Origin of the sequence: Mesorhizobium sp. WSM3864 (genome assembly GCF_002294955.1) — a bacterium.
Taxonomy (GTDB): Bacteria; Pseudomonadota; Alphaproteobacteria; order Rhizobiales; family Rhizobiaceae; genus Mesorhizobium.
Genome location: NZ_NSGD01000014.1, coordinates 61171 through 85016 on the forward strand (window position 1 = coordinate 61171; position 23846 = coordinate 85016).

At 64.3% G+C, this 23846-nt stretch carries 22 protein-coding genes; 11 read left to right on the forward strand and 11 right to left on the reverse strand.

Annotated elements, in window-relative coordinates; translation table 11 throughout:
• Positions 1–132: 132 nt before the first annotated feature.
• Positions 133–921, reverse strand: a complete 789-nt coding sequence (locus tag CK215_RS23630) for an SH3 domain-containing protein (protein WP_348628614.1) — start codon at positions 919–921, stop codon at positions 133–135.
• A 402-nt stretch (positions 922–1323) separates the two neighbouring features.
• Positions 1324–1680, reverse strand: a complete 357-nt coding sequence (locus CK215_RS23640) for a helix-turn-helix transcriptional regulator (protein WP_095832359.1) — start codon at positions 1678–1680, stop codon at positions 1324–1326.
• A gap of 193 nt (positions 1681–1873) precedes the next feature.
• Here CK215_RS23640 and CK215_RS23645 point away from each other — a divergent pair, with 193 nt between their 5' ends.
• Positions 1874–3052, forward strand: coding sequence for an MFS transporter (locus tag CK215_RS23645; protein ID WP_095832360.1), 1179 nt, complete (start codon positions 1874–1876; stop codon positions 3050–3052).
• Positions 3053–3081: 29 nt separating this feature from the next.
• Here the strand turns inward: CK215_RS23645 and CK215_RS23650 are convergent, their stop codons facing one another.
• The gene (locus CK215_RS23650) at positions 3082–3681 is read right to left on the reverse strand and encodes a LysE family translocator (RefSeq protein ID WP_095832361.1); all 600 of its coding nucleotides are present in this window, start codon (positions 3679–3681) and stop codon (positions 3082–3084) included.
• A 100-nt stretch (positions 3682–3781) separates the two neighbouring features.
• Here CK215_RS23650 and CK215_RS23655 point away from each other — a divergent pair, with 100 nt between their 5' ends.
• Entirely contained in the window at positions 3782–4648 is an 867-nt protein-coding gene (locus tag CK215_RS23655) for a LysR substrate-binding domain-containing protein (RefSeq protein WP_095832362.1), read from the forward strand.
• Between the two features lie 50 nt (positions 4649–4698).
• Here the strand turns inward: CK215_RS23655 and CK215_RS23660 are convergent, their stop codons facing one another.
• The 3 genes from CK215_RS23660 to CK215_RS23670 form a co-directional block, all read right to left on the reverse strand.
• Complete coding sequence (locus CK215_RS23660; RefSeq protein WP_095832363.1) at positions 4699–5349, reverse strand: dihydrofolate reductase family protein; 651 nt, start codon at positions 5347–5349, stop codon at positions 4699–4701.
• Positions 5350–5446: 97 nt separating this feature from the next.
• A complete protein-coding gene (locus CK215_RS23665; RefSeq protein ID WP_095832364.1) occupies positions 5447–6289 on the reverse strand; it encodes a methyltransferase domain-containing protein in 843 nt (280 codons plus the stop codon).
• A 45-nt stretch (positions 6290–6334) separates the two neighbouring features.
• Positions 6335–7684 carry an Nramp family divalent metal transporter gene (locus CK215_RS23670; protein WP_095832365.1) on the reverse strand — a complete coding sequence of 450 codons (1350 nt, stop codon included), beginning with the start codon at positions 7682–7684 and terminating at the stop codon, positions 6335–6337.
• A 227-nt stretch (positions 7685–7911) separates the two neighbouring features.
• Between CK215_RS23670 and mntR the strand changes: the two genes are divergently transcribed.
• The 3 genes from mntR to CK215_RS23685 all read left to right on the forward strand — a co-directional run bounded on the left by mntR (position 7912) and on the right by CK215_RS23685 (position 11057).
• Positions 7912–8364, forward strand: coding sequence for a manganese-binding transcriptional regulator MntR (gene mntR / locus CK215_RS23675; RefSeq protein WP_066994948.1), 453 nt, complete (start codon positions 7912–7914; stop codon positions 8362–8364).
• Positions 8365–8729: 365 nt separating this feature from the next.
• Positions 8730–9644, forward strand: a complete 915-nt coding sequence (locus CK215_RS23680) for a neutral zinc metallopeptidase (RefSeq protein WP_095832366.1) — start codon at positions 8730–8732, stop codon at positions 9642–9644.
• A gap of 144 nt (positions 9645–9788) precedes the next feature.
• Complete coding sequence (locus CK215_RS23685) at positions 9789–11057, forward strand: TCR/Tet family MFS transporter (protein WP_095832367.1); 1269 nt, start codon at positions 9789–9791, stop codon at positions 11055–11057.
• A gap of 181 nt (positions 11058–11238) precedes the next feature.
• On the opposite strand, the gene carA is transcribed toward CK215_RS23685, so the two are convergent.
• Positions 11239–12441, reverse strand: coding sequence for a glutamine-hydrolyzing carbamoyl-phosphate synthase small subunit (gene carA / locus CK215_RS23690; protein WP_095832368.1), 1203 nt, complete (start codon positions 12439–12441; stop codon positions 11239–11241).
• Positions 12442–12712: 271 nt separating this feature from the next.
• Between carA and CK215_RS23695 the strand changes: the two genes are divergently transcribed.
• On the forward strand, positions 12713–13162 hold the full coding sequence (locus CK215_RS23695) for a GatB/YqeY domain-containing protein (RefSeq protein WP_095779703.1): 450 nt from the start codon (positions 12713–12715) through the stop codon (positions 13160–13162).
• 9 nt (positions 13163–13171) lie between these two features.
• Here the strand turns inward: CK215_RS23695 and CK215_RS23700 are convergent, their stop codons facing one another.
• Complete coding sequence (locus tag CK215_RS23700) at positions 13172–14161, reverse strand: hypothetical protein (RefSeq protein ID WP_095832369.1); 990 nt, start codon at positions 14159–14161, stop codon at positions 13172–13174.
• A gap of 294 nt (positions 14162–14455) precedes the next feature.
• Here CK215_RS23700 and CK215_RS23705 point away from each other — a divergent pair, with 294 nt between their 5' ends.
• Positions 14456–15166, forward strand: coding sequence for a DNA helicase (locus CK215_RS23705; RefSeq protein ID WP_066994597.1), 711 nt, complete (start codon positions 14456–14458; stop codon positions 15164–15166).
• 52 nt (positions 15167–15218) lie between these two features.
• Entirely contained in the window at positions 15219–15776 is a 558-nt protein-coding gene (locus tag CK215_RS23710) for a GNAT family N-acetyltransferase (protein WP_066994598.1), read from the forward strand.
• A 27-nt stretch (positions 15777–15803) separates the two neighbouring features.
• Here CK215_RS23710 and CK215_RS23715 read toward each other — a convergent pair whose 3' ends face one another.
• On the reverse strand, positions 15804–16187 hold the full coding sequence (locus CK215_RS23715; RefSeq protein WP_170950368.1) for a DUF983 domain-containing protein: 384 nt from the start codon (positions 16185–16187) through the stop codon (positions 15804–15806).
• Positions 16188–16298: 111 nt separating this feature from the next.
• Here CK215_RS23715 and CK215_RS23720 point away from each other — a divergent pair, with 111 nt between their 5' ends.
• Positions 16299–17675, forward strand: a complete 1377-nt coding sequence (locus CK215_RS23720; protein WP_170950369.1) for a PLP-dependent aminotransferase family protein — start codon at positions 16299–16301, stop codon at positions 17673–17675.
• 25 nt (positions 17676–17700) lie between these two features.
• Here the strand turns inward: CK215_RS23720 and CK215_RS23725 are convergent, their stop codons facing one another.
• Entirely contained in the window at positions 17701–18882 is a 1182-nt protein-coding gene (locus CK215_RS23725) for an MFS transporter (RefSeq protein ID WP_095832370.1), read from the reverse strand.
• Between the two features lie 245 nt (positions 18883–19127).
• Positions 19128–20792 (reverse strand): Na/Pi cotransporter family protein, encoded by a 1665-nt coding sequence (locus CK215_RS23730; RefSeq protein ID WP_095832371.1) that lies wholly within the window; start codon positions 20790–20792, stop codon positions 19128–19130.
• A gap of 362 nt (positions 20793–21154) precedes the next feature.
• Between CK215_RS23730 and CK215_RS23735 the strand changes: the two genes are divergently transcribed.
• On the forward strand, positions 21155–21517 hold the full coding sequence (locus CK215_RS23735) for an RcnB family protein (RefSeq protein ID WP_066994606.1): 363 nt from the start codon (positions 21155–21157) through the stop codon (positions 21515–21517).
• Between the two features lie 138 nt (positions 21518–21655).
• Positions 21656–23608 (forward strand): DNA primase, encoded by a 1953-nt coding sequence (gene dnaG, locus CK215_RS23740; protein WP_095832372.1) that lies wholly within the window; start codon positions 21656–21658, stop codon positions 23606–23608.
• Positions 23609–23846: the final 238 nt, after the last annotated feature.

The following is a 23846-nucleotide window of genomic DNA, read 5'->3' on the forward strand; positions in this document are numbered from 1 at the left end:
CGTCACGACTGCTTTCGCCAATTTTCGATGGTGAAGAAAAAGCGGGGCGCCAAAACAGCCGATCTCCCCCCACGTGGGGGAGATGTCCGGCAGGACAGAGGGGGGCGCTGTCCCGCCGGCGTCTTCAGCCTATCAATTCCCCAGTGCCAGCTGATCCGTGATCTCAAAGCGCTCCGAAACACCGATGCGGATCATGTTCAAGCTGCCTTCGCGGGTGAAGCGGAATTCGTCGGAGGAGTCCGAGCCGGCCGGCTTGCCGTCATGGAAGTGAATGATGCGCGTGCCGCCGTCCGGCCAGGTCACGGTCACGACGCTGTCGCCGGCCTCATGTGCGACGCTGATCTCGCAGCGGGTCATCGGCTGGCCGATCTGACGCGCGCAGGGGATGCCGCCGGCGGCGTCTGGCGCAGGGGTGTCGGACTCCGTGATTGCCGAGGCGGCGAAGGCGAGGGCGTAGGCATCCTGCATGGCGATGGCGCTGATATCGGCCGCGGATGGCGGATCGGCCGGCTCGCTGCGACCCAGGCGCGCGGCGATGTCCGGCTGCGGTTCTTCGGCAGGCTCGGGCGCGTTCGCTTCCTGTGGCGGGCCGGCGTCAGTTGCCGGCACGGCGGCATCCTCGGGCGCCGGGGCCGGGTTGTTCGGGCTGAGATAGCGGGCCGGCGCCCATCCAGTGATGTGCGCGTCCTGCGTGTCCTCGACCTTGCACCAGGGATAGTTTTTGACGGTTTTGCAGCCGTAATTCTTCACGGCTGCGCCGTTGGGCAGGCGCGCCGCGATCTTTCCATCCGGGGAGGCGGTGGTGCGGATGTTGAGGAGATCGTCCGGGGCGAGGCCGCCGATGATCGAAATGATCGTGGCTGGCGCGTCCTGGGCCAAAGCCGGCACGGCGGCCAGCAGCAAAGGTGCGGCGATCAGCAATGTCGATCGGAGCGTGACTTTGCGCTTCATGCTTAAATGCACTGCAATCCTGGCGTTTCCGCTCAATCAGATATAGCTTCGCTCAATCAAATATGAGCTGCTGCGCTCAATCTTTATAAATCCGGTCCGCGGCGCGCGCGCCCATTCCGGCCGTCGCCCTGCTTCGGCCTGCTTTGCGGCTGCTTCATGGTCATAGTCCACGGCGATCGCCTCGAAGCGGTCGCAGCGGCCGGAGGCATCCGCTCGACGATGCCGTAGGGCGCTGCCGGCTGCCCTGCTCGAAGACATGCGCCGCCGGGAATGCGGATGAGCTCGCTGCGATGGCTATGGCCGCACAACGCGATCCGGCAGGCTGGAGGGCCAGCACGTTGCCATGGATATCGGCCAGAAGCGCAATGCGCATCAGGCGTCGATCTCGGTGTCGGCGGTGCCGACCGCTGGAAGCGCCTTGTCCTCGCCGGCGGCCGCGATCACGCTGTCGAGCAGGCCGGGGAAGCGCCTGTCGAGGTCGTCGCGGCGCAGGGTGATCAGCCGGCTGGTGCCGACCGCTTCGGTGCGCGTCACGCCAGCCTCGCGCAGCTTGGCGAGGTGGTAGCTGAGATTGGTCTTGGAGGCGAGGTCGAGGAACTTGCCGCAGTTCATCGGCACGCCTTCCTTGCTGGCGAGAAAGCGCACGATTGCCAGCCGGGTCGGGTCGCCGAGCACGGCAAGCACGATCGGCAGGCTGATCTGATCGGCGGTCGGATGAGGCAAGGTCATGGCTGAGAATTAAGCGCAAACGGCACCAACTTCAACGCGTCTCCGCTTCTTGCTTGGTTACGCAGCTTCCCGGTTTCTATGCCGTCCTGACACAGGGCTGTCAGCAGGGTTCGGCTAATTTGCCCAAGCTCCGTTGACATCATGCCCCTTCAGGTCCAATTGTTCAATAACTTTTGAACAAAGGACATATCCCATGGACAAGCGGATCTTCTGGCTTGCGCTCGGATCGTTTGCGATCTCGACCGAAGGCTTCGTCATCTCCAGCCTTCTTCCCGATATCGCTGCGGATGCCGGCATCTCCGTTCCGCTCGCCGGCTCGCTGATCACCGCTTTCGCGCTCGCCTATGCGATCGGCGCGCCGATCCTGGCGACGCTGACCGGCGAGTGGGACCGGCGGCGCGTCATCCTGTGGACGCTGGTGTTCTTCGTCATCGGCAATATTGTCGCGGCGCGAAGCTCGTCATTCGAATTGCTGCTCCTAGCACGCATCGTCATGGCGCTATCGTCGGGCCTGTTCGCGGCAACCGCGCAAGGCACCGCTGTGGCGCTGGTCGACGACCATCACAGGGCCCGCGCCATCGCGGTCGTGGTCGGCGGCACCACGGTGGCGGTCGCGGTCGGCGCGCCGCTCGGCGCGCTGGTGGCGGCGATTGCCGGCTGGCGCGGCCCCTTCTTCGCCATTGCCGGCCTCGGCGCGCTTGCCGGAGCGATCCTGTGGTGGCGGCTGCCGCGCGGCATTGTCGGCACCAGGCTGCCGCTCAAGGCGCGGCTCGCGGCGGCGGTCCGTCCCGGCGTGTTGCCGATCCTGGTCACGACCGTGCTGGCGCTCGTCGGCGCCTTCACCGTCTTTGCCTTCATCGCGCCTCTGGCGATCGAGGGCGGCGGCCTCAGTCCGCTGGCGCTTCCCGGCATGCTGCTCGCATTCGGCGTTGGCGCCGTCATCGGCAACATCGCCGGCGGCCAGGCGGCGGACCGTTTCGGCGCGGCGCGCACGGTTTGCTGGTCGCTGGGGCTGAGCGCAGCGATGCTCGTTACCCTCTCGCTGATCCCGACCTTCCTGCCGCATTCGATCGCCGGGCCGGCGCTGATGGGCATGATGGTGCCGTGGGGCATCGTCGGCTGGGCCTTCCCGCCGGCCCAGGCGAGCCGGATCATCAAAATAGCGCCCGATGCCGCCCCGATCGTGCTCTCGCTCAACGCCTCGGCGCTCTATTTCGGCGTCGCCCTTGGCGCGGTGGTCGGCGGTGCGGTGCTGCGCTTCGGCGCGCCGGCCGATCTCGGTCTGGTGGCGGCTGTATTCCCGATCGTCGGGCTGGGTGTGGTGCTCGCGGGTCGCGCGCTCGCCCGCCCGGTCGCCATGCCGGCGGAATAGACTTCGCAACCCTGAAAGACTTGCCCGCCTCAGGCTGGCCGCCACATCTGCAGGATGGAGGCGGCCAGCAGCAGGCCAAGCACGATGTTGAGCGCGCGCCATTGCCGCTCGGTTCGTAGCAAACGTGCCAGCAGCGTGCCGGCTACGCACCAGAGCGACAGCGAGACGGCCGCGGCAAGGCCGAACACGGCACCGAGCAGCAATGCCAACTGCAAGGGGCCGTCGGCAAGCGCCCCGAAGGAGGCGGCCGCACCCAGGCCCATTGCCCAACCCTTGGGATTCATCCACTGGATGCCGGCGCCGCCGAAGAAGCTGTTCGGCCTGGCCATGCTCACGTCGAGCTTGGGCGGGCCGCTGCGGCCGATCCTGATCGCCAGCCAGACCAGATAGAGCGAGCCGGCGATCTTCATCGCAAGCTGGAGCGAGGGGACGGCGGCGATCAGCCCGGCCAGGCCGGCAGCACCCGCCGCCGCTACCGAGGCCAGTCCCGCGGCGCTGCCGGCCATCAGCGGCACCGATCGGCGAAAGCCGAACTGCGCCCCGGATGCCGTCGACAGCGTCGTGGCGATGCCGGGCGTCGAGGTCGAGATCAACGCGAACAGGACAAGGGGGATGATGGTTTCGGACATCCAAAGCCTCCACGGTGGAAGGAGCCTGCATGTTAGGCGCTGGGCGCTATCAGTAAATGCAATGTTGGATATGGTCTGCATTAGTGATTATAATGCAGCGATGTTCCGCGATCTCGACACCACACTTGTCCGCACCTTCGTGACGACGGCCGACAAAGCCAGCATGACGGCCGCGGCCAACGCCCTCAATCTGACCCAGGGCGCCGTCAGCCAGCAGATCAAGCGGCTGGAGGAGATCCTTGGCCAGATGTTGTTCGAGCGCGACCGCCGCGGCTTGAGACTGACGCGTTCGGGCGAACGGCTGCTCGGCAAGGGCCGGCGTCTCTTGCGGCTCAATGACGAGATCCTGGCGGAGATAAGCGGCAAGGCGGTCGCCGGCGGGGTGCGGATCGGCGTGCCCTACGACCTTGTCGGCACATTGCTGCAACCTGTTTTGAAAACCTACGCCGAAGCCTATCCGCAGGTGGAGATTTCGCTGGTCTGCGCCTCTTCGCCGGAACTCGCGGCGGCGCTGGCGGCGGGGACAATCGACCTTGCCGTCATCGAGGAGCGGGCCGGTCCGACGGCCGGCGAATGCCTGGTGGTCGATCGGCTGGTCTGGGTCGGCGCCAAAGGCGGCTCCGCGCGCCTGAAGCGGCCTTTGCCGGTCTCCATGGTCGCGGATACCTGCGCCTTCCGTCCGGCGGTGCTGGCGGCGCTCGGCACGCATGGGCTCGATTGGCGCACCGTGTTCGAGAACGGTAACATCGACGCAACGACCGCAACGGTACGGTCGGACCTTGCGGTGACCACCTGGCTCGCCTCGACGGTTCCGGCCGACCTCGACATCCTGTCCGACGCCGACTTACCGGCGCTGCCGAATTTTTCCGTCAACCTGCACCTGCCGAAGCATGCGGTCACGCCGACGGCAGAGGCATTCGCCACTCATATCCGCGAGGGTCTGGCGCGGCATCGCCAGGCAGCGTGAGCGACACTTTTCGTTCCTCGCCCCCGCTTTGGGGGCGAGGAACCTTGGCGCTACTTCCAGTTCTTGCGCCGTTCGAGCTCGGCTTCGGAAGGCTGCTCTGTCGCAAAAGATCCGGTCTTGACGTCGCCGCCACGTTCATAGGTCGCCATGATGACACCCGTGCTGGTGGTTTGCGACTTGATGAGCTTGAAGGCGGCGGGCATCGCGTCATCGCCGAACAGGCGCTTTCCCTTGCCCAGCAACAGCGGGAAGATCATCAACCGGATCTCGTCGATCAGCCCATTGGCGAGCAGGGTCTGGATCAGATTGCCCGAACCCTGGATGAGCAGATCGGGTCCGTCTTCCTGCTTGAGCTGCCTGAGTCTGGCAACGACATCTGGTCCAAGCGCCTGCGTGTTCTGCCAGGTCAGGCTATCCGGCCGATGCGTCGCGACATATTTGGTCGCCGGGTTGAAGGCATCTGCTATCGGATCTTTCTGATACGGCCAGTACGCGGCGAAGATGTCATAGGTTCTGCGACCGAGCAGCAGGGCGAAGGGCGTGGAGAACAATTCGTCCATTGCCTCGCCCGCCACCTCGTCAAAGTAATGGAAGGTCCAGCCGCCGAATTGAAAGCCGCCGACCGGGTCTTCTTCCGGGCCGCCCGGCGCCTGCATGACCCCGTCGAGGCTGACGAATGTGGCGGCGATAATCTTGCGCACCTGTCTTCTCCCTTTTCGTGATCCGTGCCGTCGCGGCCGGATTTCGGCCTAAGGACGGGCGACGAGCCTGCGTTCCGACACAGACTCCCGCAGATTTCTATCGTTCGCTGTCGGCGCGCATGGCGCGGGACGAAAACCAGACATCGCCGAACACGGCGGTGGCGGTTCGATCGGGCGCCTTGTCTTCGGTCAGCCAGATCGAGCGCGTGCGGCTGGCGCGTTCGCGGGTTGGCACTTTTGCGTCCGGGCCGGCGAGGGAGGCGCCGACGCAAGGGATGAACCAGGAACCCATGAAGGGTCGGCAGGCGAACCCCGCCTGCATGCGGGTGACCAGCACGGCGAGGCCGATACGCTGCGCCGGCCGCCAGGGGAAGATCAGCCGGCCGCCGGGCCTGAGCGCCCTCAGCCACGCAGGGGGCGGGGCAATGACGGCAGCATTGACATAGATGATGTCGGAGGGCGGCAGCGGGCCGGCGACAGCGTCGCCGGCAACGACCTCGACATTGGGGTAGGCCGCGAGGTTCACCTTGGCTTGCGCGGCGAGATCTGCTTCGATCTCGAAGGCGGTGACGCTGCCGCCGGGCTCGACCAGCCTTGCCAGCAGCGCGGTATAGTAGCCGGTGCCGACGCCGATATGGGTGACGGCTTCGCCGGGTTTCGGTTCGATCTTCCCGATCCACATGGCGTGCAGAACCGGTTCGCCGTTGTTGATGCCCTTGTCGGCATCGAGCACCACCAGCACGTTCTGGTAGATGTAGCTTGGATCGGCAGTCGGGGTTTTGAACGCTCCGTCGCCGGCAAAGACTGTCCAAGGTCCAGGGCCGAGAAAGGCCTCGCGCGGCACGGAGGCGAACGCCTCCTCGATGCGGGGATCGGCGGAGCGCGCATGCGCGGCCATCAGTTTGGCGTAGAATTTTCGGGCGTCGTCCGAAACGGTCATGCTTTCAGAAGATAGCGCGGCCGGCCGGGATGTCGCGGCTCGAACTCAGCCGGCAAAAGTGTCGAAGAGCAGCTTGAAGTTGAGCACTAGGATGATCGCCGCGACTACCCAGGCGAGTGCGGCGACGCCGCGCGAGATGACGAAACTGCCCATCTTCTTCTTATCCGAGACGAACTGTACCAGCGGCACAACGGCGAAGGGCAACTGCATCGACAGGATGACCTGGCTGAAGACCAGGAGCTGGGCCGTGCCCTTTTCGCCGTAGAGCGCGGTGACGATCACGACGGGGACGATGGCAAGGCCGCGCGTCAGCAGGCGGCGCGCCCATTGCGGAATGCGCAGACGCAGGAAGCCTTCCATCACGATCTGGCCGGCAAGCGTGGCGGTGACCGTCGAGTTGAGCCCGGAGGCGAGCAGCGCGACCGCGAACAGGATCGAGGCAATGCTCAAGCCCAACAGCGGCGACAGCAATTCGAAAGCCTGACCGATCTCGGCGACATCCTGGTGCCCGGTGCCGTGGAAGGCCACTGCCGCGACGATCAGGATGGACGCGTTGACGAACAGCGCCAGGATCAGCGCGATGGTCGAATCTGTGGTCGCCCACTTGATGGCATCGCGCTTGCCTGCATCGGTGCGCTCATAGGCGCGGGTCTGCACGATCGAGGAGTGCAGGTAGAGATTGTGCGGCATCACGGTGGCGCCGATGATGCCGATGGCGATGTAGAGCATCGTCGGGTTGGTGACGATCTGGGACGACGGCACGAACATCGAATGCAGGATTGTGCCTGCGGGCGGGGCGGCGACGAAGATCTGGATGGCGAAGCAGCCAAAGATGATGATCAGGAGCGCGACGACGAACGCCTCGAGATAACGGAAGCCCCTGTTCATGAGCAGCAGCACAAGGAAGGCGTCGAGCGCGGTGAGGACGGCGCCGCCGATCAGCGGGATGCCGAACAGGAGCTGCAGCGCAATCGCCGTGCCGATCACCTCGGCGAGGTCGCAGGCGATGATCGCCAGTTCGCAGGCGATCCAGAGCAGGAAATTTACCGGACGCGGATAATAGGCGCGGCAGGCCTGCGCGAGGTCGCGGCCGGTGGCGATGCCGAGGCGGGCGGCCAGCGCCTGCAACAGGATCGCCATCAGATTCGACAGCATGATGATGAAAAGCAGCGTGTAGCCGAACTGGGCGCCGCCGGCGAGGTCTGTCGCCCAGTTGCCCGGGTCCATATAGCCGACCGAGACCATATAGCCGGGACCCATGAAGGCGAACAGGCGGCGGAACCAGAGACCGGTGTCGGGCACCCTGATCGAGGCATTGACCTCGCGCAGACTGGGCTGCTCAGTCTCATCGGAGCGGGCAAATTGCCACGAGGGACGGGACACTGCTTCTGACATCGGGGGGTCCGCTGGAAGGGTATCGAGGATCGCCACTATGTATGCTAAAGCTGAACATTATGCAACAGGCTATACTTCATTGTTCAAGCTCTTGTGATGCAAGCCGACAGGCGCCGCGTGCAGCAGCAAACGCCGGGTTGCGCCGACCCGGGAATGCAAATAAACGGCCAGAGCACTACGGTCCGTGCTATGAGTGCGGAGCCGATTCAGCCATGAAGGAGCGCGTATTGGCGCTGAGGAACAGACCAGTTCGACGCGAAAAGCCGCTTCCTGATGCCGAAATCCATTCGGAAGGGTTCAGGCAGACCCGCGAAGCGCGCCGCAGCGCGCTTGTCGAGGACTATGTCGAGCTGATCGCCGATCTGATCGAGGACGGAAACGAGGCCCGTCAGGTCGATATCGCGGCCAGGCTTGGCGTCGCGCAACCCACCGTGGCAAAAATGCTGACACGGCTCTGCGCCGACGGGCTGGTGTCCAGGAAACCCTATCGCGGGGTGTTTCTCACGGACGCCGGTCGCAAGGTGGCGCAGGAGAGCCGCATCCGTCACGAGACTGTCGAAGCCTTCCTGCGCTCGCTGGGTGTCAGCGCCGAGACGGCGCGGATCGATGCCGAGGGCATCGAGCACCATGTCAGCGCCGAGACGCTGGATGCATTTCGCAGGGCGATGACGACACGCTGAGCCCGGCCAGCGTTAAACTTCCCGACCGACGAGTCGCTGGAACCGCCGAACGGCACGCACGTTGCTCCTGACGTTGCGCGATGATCGCGTGGAAGGGAGGAAGCGACGGGCGTTGAACAGGCACGGACCACGAAGGGCAAGAAAGCGGCCAACGGGTTGAGACACGCGGCGGCTCGTGACGAGCGCAAGACCGAGTCCGAAACCGGCTCGAAGCAAAAGCTTTGATTTCATCCCATCTGGAGCCGGACGCGCGGTCTTTTCGTCAGCAAAAATGCTGTGACTCGGCGTGACCGTTGCGATAATTGTCTGAAGGGGGCGGTCATAGGCCGGACCTTCCAGAACATCTGCATTGCGAGGAAGTTGCCATGCTTTGGAGAGGCCGCCGTCAGAGCGACAATATCGAGGACGAGCGCAGCGACAGCGGCGGCGGGTTCGGCGGTGGCAGTCCGCGGCAGTTCCGCGTTCCGATCGGGGGGCGAGCGGGCGGCGGCGGCAGCATCATCTTCGTCATTCTGGTGGTTCTCGCCGGATGGTATTTCGGCTTCGATCCATCGCAGATCCTGGGTGAAGGTGGTGGCCTTGTGCCGGGCGGCGGCCAGATTACCGAAGACAGCAGTTCGCCGGACAGCGGCGCGCCCGCCTCGGACGAGATGAAACAGTTCGTGGCGACCGTGCTCGCCGAGACCGAGGACACATGGAGCGGTATCTTCAAGGCCAATGGCCTCACCTACGAGGACCCGAAACTGGTGCTGTTCAGCAGCCAGATCCGGTCGGCTTGCGGCTTTGCCTCTTCGGCGGCGGGACCGTTCTATTGCCCGGGCGATCACAAGGTCTATCTCGACATGACCTTCTTCCAGCAGCTCGACCAGCAGTTCGGCGCCTCGGGTGAATTCGCCCGCGCCTACGTGATCGCGCATGAGGTCGGCCATCACGTGCAGAACCTCACCGGCATCATGTCGAAATTCAACCAGATGCGGCAGGGCATGGGCGAGGCCGAGGCCAATCAGATGTCGGTCCGGGTCGAGCTTCAGGCCGACTGCTTCGCCGGTGTCTGGGCGCACTATACCGCGCAGAAGGGCATTCTGGAGCAGGGCGACATGGAAAGCGCGCTGAATGCCGCCAAGCAGATCGGCGACGACACGCTGCAGAAAAAAATGCAGGGCTATGTGGTTCCGGAAAGCTTCAACCACGGCACGTCGGCGCAGCGGCAGACCTGGCTGGCGCGCGGCTACAAGAGCGGCAAGCTTTCGGACTGCGATACATTCAACAATCCGGTCTGAACAGCGACGCAGGGCTGCGGCACCGCGGCGGGCTGCCGGGAACTGATGTCAGGATGAGGCAGTTGCGGTCGTTCGCTTATTGTTCCGGCCGGCTGGCTCGCCTATAAGAGCCTCCCGTCCAAGGCGGCCGAGGAGCTTGTCACCATGATCGACCCCAAGACCGCCAAGCGGGGCCTTGCGCTCGTTTTCACGACGCTGCTGCTCGACGTCATCGGCTTCGGCATCATCATGCCGGTGCTGCCGGCCTATCTGCAGGAACTGACCGGCGTCGGCGTCAGCGAGGCGGCTATCGAGGGCGGCTGGCTGTTTTTCGTCTATGCGGCGATGCAGTTCTTCTTCGCGCCTGTCATCGGCGGCTTAAGCGACCGTTTCGGGCGGCGGCCGATCCTGCTTGCCTCGGTGCTCACCTTCTCCATCGACAATCTGATCTGCGCCATCGCCTGGTCCTATCCGATGCTGTTCATCGGACGCGTGCTCGCCGGCATTTCGGGCGCCAGCTATTCGACGACGTCGGCCTTCATCGCCGACATCTCGAACGACGAGAACAGGGCCAAGAATTTCGGCCTGCTCGGCATTGCCTTCGGCGTCGGCTTCGTCATCGGCCCGGTGCTCGGCGGACTGCTCGGCACGTTCGGGCCGCGCGTGCCGTTCTACTTCGCCGCCGGGCTCGCCTTCGTGAACTTCCTCATCGCGATGTTCTTGCTGCCGGAGACGCTGGACGAGCAGCATCGTCGCCGCTTCGAATGGAAACGCGCCAATCCGGTCGGCACGCTGATCCAGATGCGCAACTATCCCGGCATTGGCTGGATCGGGCTGGTCTTCTTCCTGATGACGCTCGGCCACATGATGTATCCGGCGGTCTGGTCCTTCGTTTCAAGCTACCGTTATGGCTGGAACGAGCAGCAGATCGGCTTCTCCCTCGGCGCCTTCGGCCTTTGCGGCGCGATCGTCATGGCGACGGTGCTGCCCCGTGTCATCCCGAAGCTCGGCGAGTGGAGCACCGCTGCGATCGGCCTGACCTTCACCGCGCTCAGCGCCTTTGGCTACGCGTTTGCGACGCAGGGTTGGATGATCTACGCGGTGATCGTCGCCGGCTGCCTGGAAGCGCTCGCCGACCCGCCATTGAGGAGCCTTGCGGCCGCCAAGGTGCCGCCTTCGGCGCAAGGCGAATTGCAGGGCGCGATGACCTCGATCTTCTCGATCACCTCGATCATCACGCCGCTGCTTTATACGGCGATCTTTTCCTGGTTCACCGGCCCAAGCGCGCCGGTAGAGTTCGGCGGCGCGCCCTATGTGCTCGGCGCGGTTTTCCTCACATTGGCCGTGATCGTCTTCGTGACGAAGGTCGCCAAGCCGACACCGAAGGAGGTCGAGCGGATGCACGCGCAGGAAGCGGTGACCGACGCGGCTTAAGGCGTGTTGATAGCCGGGTGATGCCGGCCTGTTAAATGACGGCTTCCTGCGCTTCCAGTGCGCACGACCCAAAAGTACGGTCCGCTCCGGTTCTCGGACCCCGCCCAGTGTGGTCGCTCCGCGCCCGTCTTCGACCGCGGCTCCGCCTGACCCCGAATCGCCTTGGACTGGGCGCTTTGAGCTAGGCGCGCTCGGCCAGCGTCGGCTCGCCGCGCCGCTCGCGAATGAGATTGACGAAGCGGCGGAAGAGATAGTGCGAATCCTGCGGGCCGGGTGAGGCCTCGGGATGGTGCTGGACCGAGAACACCGGCCGGCCAGTCAGCGCGATGCCGCAATTCGAGCCGTCAAACAGCGAGACGTGGGTTTCCTCGACGCCTTCGGGCAGCGAGTCCGCGTCGACGGCGAAGCCATGGTTCATCGAGACGATCTCGACCTTGCCAGTTGTGTGGTCCTTGACCGGATGGTTGGCGCCGTGATGGCCCTGATGCATCTTCTCGGTCTTGCCGCCGAGCGCCAGCGCCAGCATCTGGTGGCCGAGACAGATGCCGAACACCGGGAGATCGGTTTTCAGCAGGTTCTGGATGACCGGCACGGCATATTCGCCCGTCGCTTCCGGATCGCCGGGGCCATTGGACAGGAAGATGCCGTCCGGCTGTATGGCTAGGATCTCTTCCGCGCCGGTCTTGGCGGGCACGACGGTGACCTTGGCGCCGAGGCCCGCGAGCAGGCGCAGGATGTTTCGCTTGACGCCATAGTCGATGGCCACGACATGCAGCGACGGCTCGTCCTGCTCGCCGAAGCCTTTGTTCCAGGCCCAGGGCGTCTCGCGCCAGACCGAGGATTGACCCGAGGTGACCTCCTTGGCGAGGTCCAGCCCGATAAGGCCCGACCAGGCGGCGGCGCGCCGCTTCAGGTCGTCGAGGTCGAAAACGCCATCCGGTGCATGGGCGATGACGGCATTGGGCATGCCTTTCTCGCGGATCAGCACGGTGAGAGCGCGAGTGTCGATCCCCGAAAGCGCGACGATGCCGCGCCTCTTCAGCCATTGATCGAGATGTCCGGCTGCCCGGTAATTGGAGGGGTCGGTGACATTGGCCTTGAAGATCGCGCCGACGGCGCCCGCGCGGGCAGCCGGATGCAAATCCTCGATATCCTCGCTGTTGGTGCCGACATTGCCGATATGCGGGAAGGTGAAGGTGACGATCTGGCCGGCATAGGAGGGGTCGGTAAGGATCTCCTCGTACCCGGTCAGGGCGGTGTTGAAGCAGACTTCGGCGACCGCCGATCCGGTGGCGCCGAGGCCGCGGCCTTCGATCACCGTGCCGTCGGCGAGCACCAGAAGGGCGGTCGGCTTTTCGGTGGCCCAAGGGGCGGTCGTGGCCATGGCGGCACTCCTAGAGGCGGCTTCCGGATCATCCCGTTGCAGGGGACGATCCGCGCAGCAAACGACGCGCGGCGGCGAATTCGCGAGCCTGCGCGCAACCAAAGTTTCAGTTCATGCGAGGCTCAGTACATAGGGGATGGCGGCAAAGCGGTCAATGACGCTTCCTCCGAGCGGAATCGTTTTATTTCGCCGAGCAAAATCAATGATTTGCCTGGATTTGCCTTGAGCGTCCAGCGAAGCTATTGTCCGCCGCGATCGAAGGAGAAGCATCATGCGCGAGAAAATCGCCGAATCCATGAAGAGCGCGATGAAGGCGCAGGACAAGCATCGGCTGCCGACGCTCAGGCTGATCCAGGCCGCCATCCACGACCGCGACATCGCCAATCGCGGCGCGGGCAAGCCGGCGGCGAGCGAGGAAGAGATCCTGCAGATCCTTTCCAAGATGGTGAAGCAGCGCGAGGAATCGGCCAAAGCCTTCGAGGACGGCAAGCGGCCGGAACTGGCGGCGCAGGAGCGCGGCGAGATGGAGATCATCCGCGAGTTCCTGCCGGCACAGCTCGACGATGTGGCGATCACGGCGGCGGCGCGCGAGGCGATCGCGGCGACGGGTGCCGCCAGCCAGAAGGACATGGGCAAGGTGATCGGCGCGCTGAAGCAGAAATATGCCGGCCAGATGGATTTCGCCAAGGCGAGCGCCATCATCAAGGGGCTGCTCCAGTAGAAGACCGGCTCAGTTCTTGCAGATCGGCACCGGCTGCGGCGGCGGTGCCGGATGGTCTTTCTTGTACTGCGCGATGATCGGCTCGAGGGTCTTCTTCGGCCAGAACTTCGGAGAGCCGATTTCCTTCAGGCAGGATGCGTTCCAATAGACGCCCGCAGCCGACAGCGCTTGGCCGGCGGCCTTTGCGCGCGCCACAGCGGCGATGTCGCGCGATTCAGGATAGATGTAGAGCGTGGTCGGGTTGTTCTTCACCAACGGGATGATCTGCTCGGCATCGGCCGGCGACCAGCTGGTGCAGCCATTGCTGCGGCCGCCGGCATAATTCACCAGCTTGCCGAACGGGACGAAGCCGTCATGGTCGGCGTAGGAGCTGTTCGGATCTTTCCGCAGGCACATGCCCCTGAGCAAGGCTGCCGGATGGCCGCCGATCACGCGCTGCCTGGCGTTCGCCGCTTCGCCTTCGCCATCGAACTGGATGAAGGTACGCATGAACACCGCGTTCTGCGCACCGACGCGATAATAGCCCTTGAAGGACGTCTTGGTCTCGGCGGTCATGTAGGCTCCGCCTGCCGTCAGCTCCGAATCCATCGCGTTGCCGAAGTTTTTCGCGCAACGCCTGCCATTGGAGAAATCGGCAACGCCTTTGAGATTGCGGCCGCCGCCATGGCCCGAAGAAACCGCTCGAAAGAGCTGCTTGGCCTCGCAGATGATATAGTAGCGTTGGCCAAGCACACTGTTGCCCAGGTCGCCGGGCCGCGTTGCATCCATGGCGAAGTAGCAGGGGTTGCTGACCGAACCTTCACTGACCTTCTTCTGGTAGAGGACGCGCGCCCGCTCCAGCACGACCTGCGAGATCTGACCTTCGTTGTCGCCGACATGGCGCTGCAGCCAGTCCGGAATGTTCGATGGGCGCAACGCCGCGAACGAGCCGACCGATGCCGTCAGAGCGGCGAGGACGAAGAGGACGGCGGCACCAAGCGGAACAGATATCAACCGCACCGGATTAATCCCCCCTCGAACTGGTATCGCTTGTGGTGAATCACCTGCGCCAATCATAAGAGCATAGCGCCGATGGGCGAAACACTTCTTGTGTCTAGTGCGATCTGCCGAAGCTGGCGCATCTGCGATTTTCGACAGGCAAGAAGTTGGCTACTATCTGATTCCGGCGCGCCCACGCCTCCTCCCTCCGTTGGGAAAGCATTGTTCATGCAGGGCATTCGATCGCTAAACCGACTGTTCGAGCATCGGCATAAGGAGGGATTGCGAAGACTGCTCGCAATAGGAGGTTTTTTGATGCGGCTTTCCGCACCCGTCTATCATCTGAAGCGCCAGGCGAGGTTGCTGTCGCGCAAGGAAAATGTTCCCCTTCATGAGGCGCTTGACCGCATGGCCTTCAAGGAAGGCTTTGGCAGCTGGAGCCTGCTTGCGGCGAAAGCCGCCGAGGCCGCACCCGCCGGGAGGCTGCTGGCGCAACTGATACCCGGCGACATGGTCCTCGTTGCGGCCCGGCCGGGTCAGGGCAAGACGCTGATGAGCCTCGAACTCGCCGTGGCGGCCATGAAGCAGGGCAGTCGCGCCGTATTCTTCACCCTGGAATACATGCATGCCGATATCCTCGACCGGTTCCGCGACATCGGCGTCGACCCGGCCGTTTTCGACCATCTGTTCGAGTTCGACAATTCCGACGCCATCAGCGCCGCCTACATCATCGAGGCGTTGGGGTCGGCGCCGCGCGGCACGCTGGCGGTGATCGACTATCTGCAACTGCTCGACCAGAAGCGCGAAGATCCCGAGCTCATGGTCCAGATACGCGCCTTGAGATCATTTGCCCGGGAACGCGGGCTGGTGCTGGTCTTCATCTCCCAGGTCGACCGGTCATACGATGCGTCCAGGAAGCCTTTTCCCGACCTTGACGATGTCCGGCTGCCGAACCCACTCGATTTATCGCTCTTCGACAAGATGTGCTTCCTCAACAAGGGCGAAATCCGCTTTCAGTCAGCTTGAGGGCGATCCTGACCGGGGCTATGCCTGCCGATCTCGCAAAGGACACGGCTTCATGGTCGAACTCGTCAAACCAGCGCTCGAGCATCTGCCATCCTACAAGGCGGCGCTGGAGCGCGGCTGGTCGCCGGACAATGTGCGGCTGCTGGAGGCTACGCGCGAGCAGCTCGAGGCCATTGAAGAAGATCCGGTGGCATTTCTCGCCGACCTGGACGACCCCGAGGCGAAAGGGTCGCCGATCGCGCTGCCGGACGGCACGACAGTGCCGCGTCTGCCGGGCTTCCGGCGCTGGATCTGGGACGGCGAGGCCGCCGGCTCGATCGGGCTTCGCTGGCAGAAGGGCACGTCGGCGCTGCCGCCGCACGTGCTCGGCCACATCGGCTATGCCGTGATGCCATGGAAGAAGGGGCGCGGCTATGCCACCGAAGCGCTGCGGCTGATGCTTCACGAGGCAAGGGCGGTCGGTCTCGACTATGTCGAGATCACCACGGATCTCGACAATCTTGCATCCCAGAAGGTGGTGCTCGCCAATGGCGGCATTCTCGTCGGGCGGTTCGCCAAAGTCGCCGCCTATGGTGGCGCGGAGAGCCTCAAGTACCGGATCGACCTTTAGGTCTCAAGGCAAGCGAACTTGAGAACCTTATTCGCCGGGCCTGGCCAGTCTTCCTTCTGCGGCCTTGTAGTAGAACTGGCTCGCGACAAGCCAGCCTTTCAGCGGCCTGAGCGGCGGAATGCAGGTCGCAAGGATGATCGGCACCGAAACGAAGGCGTGGAACCACATGGATGGCTCGAACGTCACCTGCGCCCAGACGGCGAACAGGACGGAGGGCACGCAGGCAAAGCAGATGACGAAAAAGGCGGGTCCGTCGGCCGGATCGGCAAAAGAATAGTTGAGCCCGCAGACTTCGCATTTCGGCGCCAGCTTCAGAAATCCGTCGAACAGCCGGCCCTCTCCGCAACGCGGGCATCGCCCGCGGATGCCGACCCGCCAGGGTTCGAGGTGGGGATAGTGCGCGTCGTGCATGGTCATCACTCCAGGACCTCGCATGCATTCGATCGGCCTTGAGGTCACGCATACATACTAATATGATTATTGTATGCATACAATGCGACAAAATGTATGGATACCGGTGGCATGAACAGTGAAGGGGACCTCAGCTGGCTTTCTCCCTTGGCGGAAGACTCACGACCGCTCTATCTCAAGATCGTCGAGGCGCTTGCGGCTGCCCGCTCGATCGGGCGGCTGCAACCGGGGGACAGGCTGCCGCCGCAGCGAGAGCTTGCCCGCTTCCTTGGCGTGGATCTGACCACGGTCACCCGGGCGTTCACCGAAGCCCGCCGCAGGAACCTGATCGATGCAACGACCGGTCGCGGCACCTTCGTCACCCCCGGCGAGCCGGAAGAGCCGATCCTCGATCTGAGCATGAACATTCCGCCGGCGCCTTCGGGCCTCAGCCTGCCGGCATTGATCCGGAGTGGCATCGAGGGACTGCTCAAACGTTCCAGCGCCGAAGCACTGCTTTCCTACCATCCCGGCCCGGGTTCTCCCGCCGAACGCGCCGCTGGCTCGTTTTGGCTTGCCACAGCCGGCGACAGGTTGCCTGTCGAGCGCGTTGCTGTTGGTTCGGGGGCGCAGGCGCTGCTCGCCGCCGTCCTTCTGTCGCAAACCCGCGAGGGCGATACGATCCTCACGGACGCGCTGACCTATCCCGGCCTGATCGAGCTGGCGCAGGCCACGGGGCGAAAGCTGGCTGGGGCGGGCCGCGACGATGACGGCATGCGCCCCGACTATCTGGAGGAAGCGGCGCGACGATACGGCGCCCGCGTTCTCTATCTCAACGCGACACTTCACAATCCGACCACGCTCACCATGCCGGCGGGCCGGCGCCGGGACCTGGTTCGGATGGCGGGCAGGCTTGGCCTGGTGATCGTCGAGGACGATCCCTACAGTCCACTGCAGACCACTTCACCGCCAGCCTTCCTCAGCCTGGCGCCGGAGCGGACATTCCATGTGGCTACATTGGCGAAATGCATCTCGCCATTTCTGCGCACGGCGTTCCTGGCGGCGCCTGACGTGAAATCCGTCGAGCGGATCGCGGCGACAATCCGGGGCACCACCATGATGGCGCCGCCGCTGATGACGGGGCTCGCCTGCGAGTGGGTGCGAAGCGGCCTGGCCGGCGAGATCACCGCCGCGGTGCGTGCCGAAGCAGAGGCCAGGCAGACGATCGCGCGCAAGATCCTGCCGGCCGGTTTCGCCTCGACGGAATCAAGCCTGCATCTTTGGTATCCGCTGGATGCGCGATTGTGTTCATCGGATATCGCCGAGATCGCACGCCGTCGCGGATTGGCCCTCAGCCCGGCGGAAGAGTTCTCCGTCGTGCCCAGTGCCGCTGATGGCTTGCGGCTGGCGTTGGGTGCCGCATCCAGCCACGAAAGGCTGGAGGAGGGGCTTCACAGTTTGGTGTCGATCCTGTCGGGCGGCTCTGGCTCCTTGCGTCCTCACGTCTGAGGCGGCAGAGCGCCACGCCGAGGCTCTATTCCGCCGCAGCCGGCAACGGCGGCGTCGCTCGGGTGCGCGATTCCCAAGCCTGCGAGGCAAGCGCGACCGCCACGGCCACCAGCATGGCAAACGCGCCGGCGACCGGCAGGCTGCGATAGCCAAGACCGGCATTGAGCATCGCAGCGCCCAGCGAGGCGGCGAGCGCGATGCCGACATTGAAGCCCGAGGGAATCAACGACGAGGCAAGGTTCGACGCATCTGCCGTCCAGGCCAGGATCCGGGTCTGGATCGGCGCGCCGATGGCGAAGTTGAGGCCGCCCCATATGACGATCGCGACGATCATCGGCACCGGGTAGGGACTGACCGCATAGATGACGCCAAGCATTACCGCCTGCAGGAAAAGCATGGCGATCAGCGACGGCATCAGCTTCCAGTCGGCAAGCTTGCCGCCCAAGAGAACGCCGATCGTCGCGCCGACGCCGTTGAGCAGCAGCACAAACGGGATCAGGCTTTCGTGGAGGCCGGTGACTTCGAGCAGCGTCGGCGTGATGTAGGTGAAGAGGCCGAACTGGCCGATCATCAACATCAGCATCAGGATGAGCGAGGTCCAGACCTGCTGACGCCCCAACACGCGCACCTCGCGCGCGAGGCCGGCGGGTCGGTTGGCGGCGCCTGCCGTGCGGGGCAGCAGCGCAAGCATGGCAACGATCGCGATGACGCCCAGCGCGCACATCACCCAGAAGGTCGCCCGCCAGCCCCAGAGACCGCCGATCGCGGTGCCGGCCGGAACGCCGATAACATTGGAGACGGTCAATCCAGAGAGGATGACCGCGACCGCCCGGCCGCGCTGGTCCTCGCGCACCAGGCCGACCGCGACCACCATGGCGACGCCGAAATAGCAGCCATGCGCCACTGCAGTGGCAATGCGCAGGAGAAGCATCGAGGTGAAATCGGGCGCCAGCGCGCATGCGGCCTGGCCAAGAGTGAAGGCAATGGTCAGGGCGATGAGCAGCGACTTTCGCGAGACCCTGCTGGTTGCGAGCGCCAGGAGCGGACCACCAATGGCGATGCCGCAGGCATAGCCGGAGACGAGATAGCCGGCGGTGGGCACGGAAACACTCAGACCCTGCGCTACCTCCGGCAGCACGCCGGCGATGACGAACTCAGTCGTGCCGAAAGCGAAGGCGGCAATGAACAGGGCAATGAGGGGCAGCATGGCGCGGACAGCGATCCTGAATGAGCTGGCCTCAAACCATGGATGGACGCTGCGGGCAATGCAGAAATTGTCGATGCCGCTTTAGGTTTTCTTGACCGGGTTGGGCAGTGGTCCCGCCTAAACGAGCACAAGGCCCTCTTCGTGCCGTGAGGACGCCCAGTCCGAGCCGTCTGTCAATCTCACCGTCACCTAGCCGACGGCGAGGATCAGCAAAGGCTAATTTTGTGCGGGCCGGTCGGTCGATGCTAGCTTGCCTTCAGCCGCGAGCCGCCGAGCAGCCCGCGCTCCTCCAGCACCGGGTAGGCCATGGAGGCGAGCAGCGAATTGATCTGCTTGAGGTCGCGGATGGTGTCGAGATGGATCGAACTGGTCTCGACGCTTTTCGCGGTCCCGTCGCGCAGCCGCACGAAGTGGCTGGCGCTGGTCTCTTTCTCGCGCTCGCGCAGCAGGTCCTTCTCGAGCACCAACTGGCGGGCGGTTTCCGGGTCGCGCGAGACCAGCACGTTGAAGGCAAGCCGCGCATTGGCCAGAACCGAGGCATGGAAAGCACAAAGCTCGCGCCAGCCCTCGGGCGTGAATTCCAGCCCGCGCTCCAGCTTCTTCCTGACATGCACAAGCATGTTGCGCACGATGATGTCGCCGACCTGCTCCAGCTTAACGCAGGCGCCGATCAGTTCCTGGCAGCGCAGCGCCTCGTCCTCGCTCAGGGGGTTCTTGGTGACCTTGGCCAGATAGAGCTTGATCGCGGCGTGCTTCTGGTCGACCCGGTCGTCGAGCGCGGCCAGCGCCTTGATCTTGCCGGCGTCGGCGCTTTCATAGAGCTCGATGATCCGCTTCAGCATGATCTCGATCGTCTCGCAGACCCGGACCACCTCGCGCGTGGCGTTGGCCAAGGCCTGGCTTGGCGTGTCGAGCGCGCTCTCGTTCAGCGCCGACAGTTCGACCACGTCGAGCGCTGCCGCCGGTTCGGGCTTAGTACCGAGCGCCACGATCTTCTGCGAAGCGCGATAGACGAGGCCGGCGAGCGGCAGCCCGGCAAGCAGGATGATCACGTTGAACAGGATATGGGCGTTGACGATCTGGCCGGAGGCCGTCGTGCCGAGGAAGGAGAAGTGCGGTCTGAAAATCATGAACAGGATCAGCATCACGAGCGAGCCAAGCCCGCGCATCAGAAGATTGCCGATCGGCACGATGCGGACTTCCGCCGCTGCCGAGCGGGTGAGCATCGGCGCGATGATCGAGGAACCGAGATTGACGCCCAGGATCAGGACGACGCCGAGCTCCGGAGTGATCAAACCCCGGCCGGCGAGCGTGGCCATGAGCAGGACCGCCGCGATGCTCGACTGGAACAGCCAGGTGATCAGTGCCGCCAGCAGGTAGGAGCTGATCGCATCGCCGGAGAAGTAGTCGATGATGACCGGCATGAGCTGGCTGTCGCGCAACGGCTCGGAAGCTTGGCCGATCATCTCCAGCGACAGGATCAGAAGGCCGATGCCGACAAGGATGCGGCCGGTCTGACGCCAATCGCGGCGCTCGGTGGCCATGAACATGATGGTTCCTGCGACCAGGCACAACGGCACCACGAGCGACAGATCAAAGGTAAGAAGCTTCGCGACCAAGGCCGAGCCGATCTCGGCGCCGCGCACGGCAAGCTGCCCGGCGGCGCCCGACACGATGCCGGCGCCGGCGAAGGAGCCGACCAGCAGCGTGACGGCGGTTGAACTCTGCAGCGCGATCGCGAGGCCACAGCCGGCCAGCACCGCCATCAGCGGCTTGCGCATGGTGGCGCGCAGCCTGTGACGCAGCACATCGCCATAGGCGCGCTCGACACCGGTTTTTACCATGCGGGTGGCGAACAGCATCAGCGCCACTGCGCCGGCAAGGTGCAGAAGGACAACGGATCCGCTCATGCCGAGCCTCGCAACGAGGCGGCCAGGAAGCGGAAAAAGGTGCGAATCGCAAGCATTTCGAAGGTCGAGACTAAAGCAGTTTACATTAGCCGGATAATAAATTTTACCCGATTCGGCCGACATTCGGCACACGACGGCCTGTGTCGGAAATGGATAGAAGGTGCTTTGGTTGCAGATCGCGGTCGGACAGGCGGCAAATGTCGCGTCGACGCGAAGCCTGGGCTTGAACCGGTTTCTGTAAATTGGTGAAGCTGCTTGCGTAACCAACGGAATTCATTACGGAATTGTAACCAGGGTGTTCAGTTTCGGTTCATGCCAGCCGGAATATCTCCCTGCCTATCGACAACCAAGGAGCACTGACCATGAAGCGTCTCATACTTTCCACCGTGACCGCCGCGATGCTGACCGCTTCGGCCTTTTCGGGCCAGGCGGCGCCGCTCGTTCAGCCGAGCGAGACGCAATCGACCTACACACAGGTCGACTGGCAGAAGCCGGGCCGGCATGTCGAGAAGCGCGTCGTGAAGAAGAAGGTCGTGGTGAAGCGCAGCCATTGGCGCAATGGGCAGAAGTATTCCAGCTGGAAGCGCCATCAGGCGGTTCGCGACTGGCACCGTTATGGGCTGCGCCGTCCCGGCCCCGGCCAGGAGTGGATTCGCGTCGGCAACGACTACCTTTTGGTCAGCATCGTCTCCGGTATCATCTTCGGCGCGATCGCCGCGCACTGAGCGGGGAATGGTCCGAAAGACGGGAAGGCGGCCGCGCGGCCGCCTTCTTTTTGTCTGTGAAAAGCGGGTACGATCGGGCTTATCGAGTCGTCGCGCCCAAGCGGCTTGATTATATGGAGGGTAAACGAGCCTTTCCCGATGCGCTTTCCACCCGCCTTCCTCGACGAGATACGCGACCGCGTGCCGATTTCTTCGGTGATCGGTCAACGCGTTTCCTGGGATAGGAAGAAGTCCAACGCATCGCGCGGCGATTATTGGGCGTGCTGCCCGTTTCACGGCGAAAAGAGCCCGTCGTTCCACTGCGAGGACAAGAAGGGGCGCTATCACTGTTTCGGCTGTTCGGTCTCGGGTGATCATTTCAAGTTCCTGACCGAGCTCGACGGCATGAGCTTTCCCGAAGCGGTCGAAAGGATCGCAGAGATGGCCGGCGTGCCGGTGCCGGTGCGCGACGCCCAAGAAGAAAAGCGCGAGAAGGAACGCGCCAGCCTGACCGACGTCATGGAGATGGCGACGGTCTTCTTCCAGGAGCGCCTGCAGGGACCGGAAGGCGCCAAGGCCCGCGCCTATCTGCGCGACCGCGGTCTGACGCCGGCGACGCAGCAGTCCTTCCGGCTCGGCTATGCGCCGGACAGCCGCAACGCGCTCAAGGAATACCTCGCCGACAAGGGGGTGCCGAAGGCCGATATCGAAGCCTGCGGACTGGTCCGGCATGGCGACGACATCCCGGTCTCCTATGACTGGTTCCGCGACCGCATCATGTTCCCGATCCCGGATTCGCGCGGCAGGATCATCGCCTTCGGCGGTCGGGCGCTGGCGCCGGACGCTTTGGCGAAATACATGAACTCGCCGGAGACCGAGCTCTTCCACAAGGGCAACGTGCTCTACAATTTCGCCCGCGCCCGCAAAGCGGTGGCCAAGGGCGGCACGGTGATCGCCGTCGAAGGCTATATGGACGTGATCGCGCTGGCACAGGCCGGCTTCGAGAATGCCGTGGCGCCTCTCGGCACGGCGCTTACCGAAAACCAGCTCGAGCTTTTGTGGCGCATGGCCGGCGAGCCGGTGCTTTGCTTCGACGGCGACCAGGCCGGGCTGAAGGCCGCCTGGCGCGCCGCCGACCTCGCCCTGCCGGCGATCCAGCCCGGGCGCTCGGCACGCTTCGCGCTGCTGCCCGAAGGCAAGGACCCCGACGATCTGGTCAAAGCGGATGGGCCGGACGCGTTCCGCGCGGTGCTTTCGGAAGCGCGGCCGCTCGCCGATCTTCTGTGGATGCGCGAGACGGCCGGCGGCGTGTTCGATACGCCGGAGCGGCGGGCGGAGCTCGAGAAGACGCTGCGCGAGCTTACCGGCCGCATCCGCGACGAAAGCCTGCGCTACCACTATCAGCAGGAGATGCGCGAGCGCGTCCTAAGCTTCTTCGGCTCGCAGCGCGGCGCGCGGCAAGGCCTACACGGGGGACGCCAGGACGGCCGGCCAGGCGAGCGCGGCAGAGGTTCGGCGCCTGGCGGGGCGTTTGGCCGGAGCGCTGCGGGCGCGCGCACCGCCATCACCGAAAGCCTCGGCCGCTCGGCGCTGGTCAAGCGCACGGGCGAGGCCATGTCGGTACGCGAGGCGACGATCATCGTGGCGCTGGTCAACCATCCGCCGCTGATCGACGAGAATTTCGCGCATGTCGAATTCCTCGATCTTGCCAATTCGGATCTCAGGCGGCTGCATGCAGCCATCCTCGACGCGATGGCGCATGACGCGGCCGACGACCGCGACGCAGTCATCGCCACCATCGAGCGCGCCGGATGCGGCGACATCTGGGAACGCGCGGTGGCGCTGATCAAGCGGGCGCGGCAGTGGCCGGCGCTCGAAACCGCGGGACTTGACGATGCCCGGGACGCCTTCAACCAAGCGCTGCACTTGCAGCGCAGCGCGCGCACCTTACATAGGGAGCTGAAACAGGCGCAGGCGGCGCTCGATGCAGACCCGTCGGACGAAAATTTTCGGCATCTCGTTGAGATTCAAGCGCAATTCAACGATGTACAGGCAACGGAAGCGCTGATCGAAGGGTTCGGCGTTTCGTCGGGCAGGGCTGGGCGCGCTTAGGCCCAGGTCGGCCCGAAATGAAGTGGAAATGCTCAAGGCGCGTCGATTCGACGCCTCTAAGTCGGGCAATTGATTCGCTTTTTTCATGCGAATCATGCCAGAGGCGCTTGACCTTCTGGCAGATTGGCGGAATCAGGACGATTCGAAACGTTAACCGTGCCCGGCGTCGGTGGGAAATTTTGAGCGATGTAAGGTTCTGGCGACTGGACAGGCAAAAGGCCTGCCACAGATACCAGGG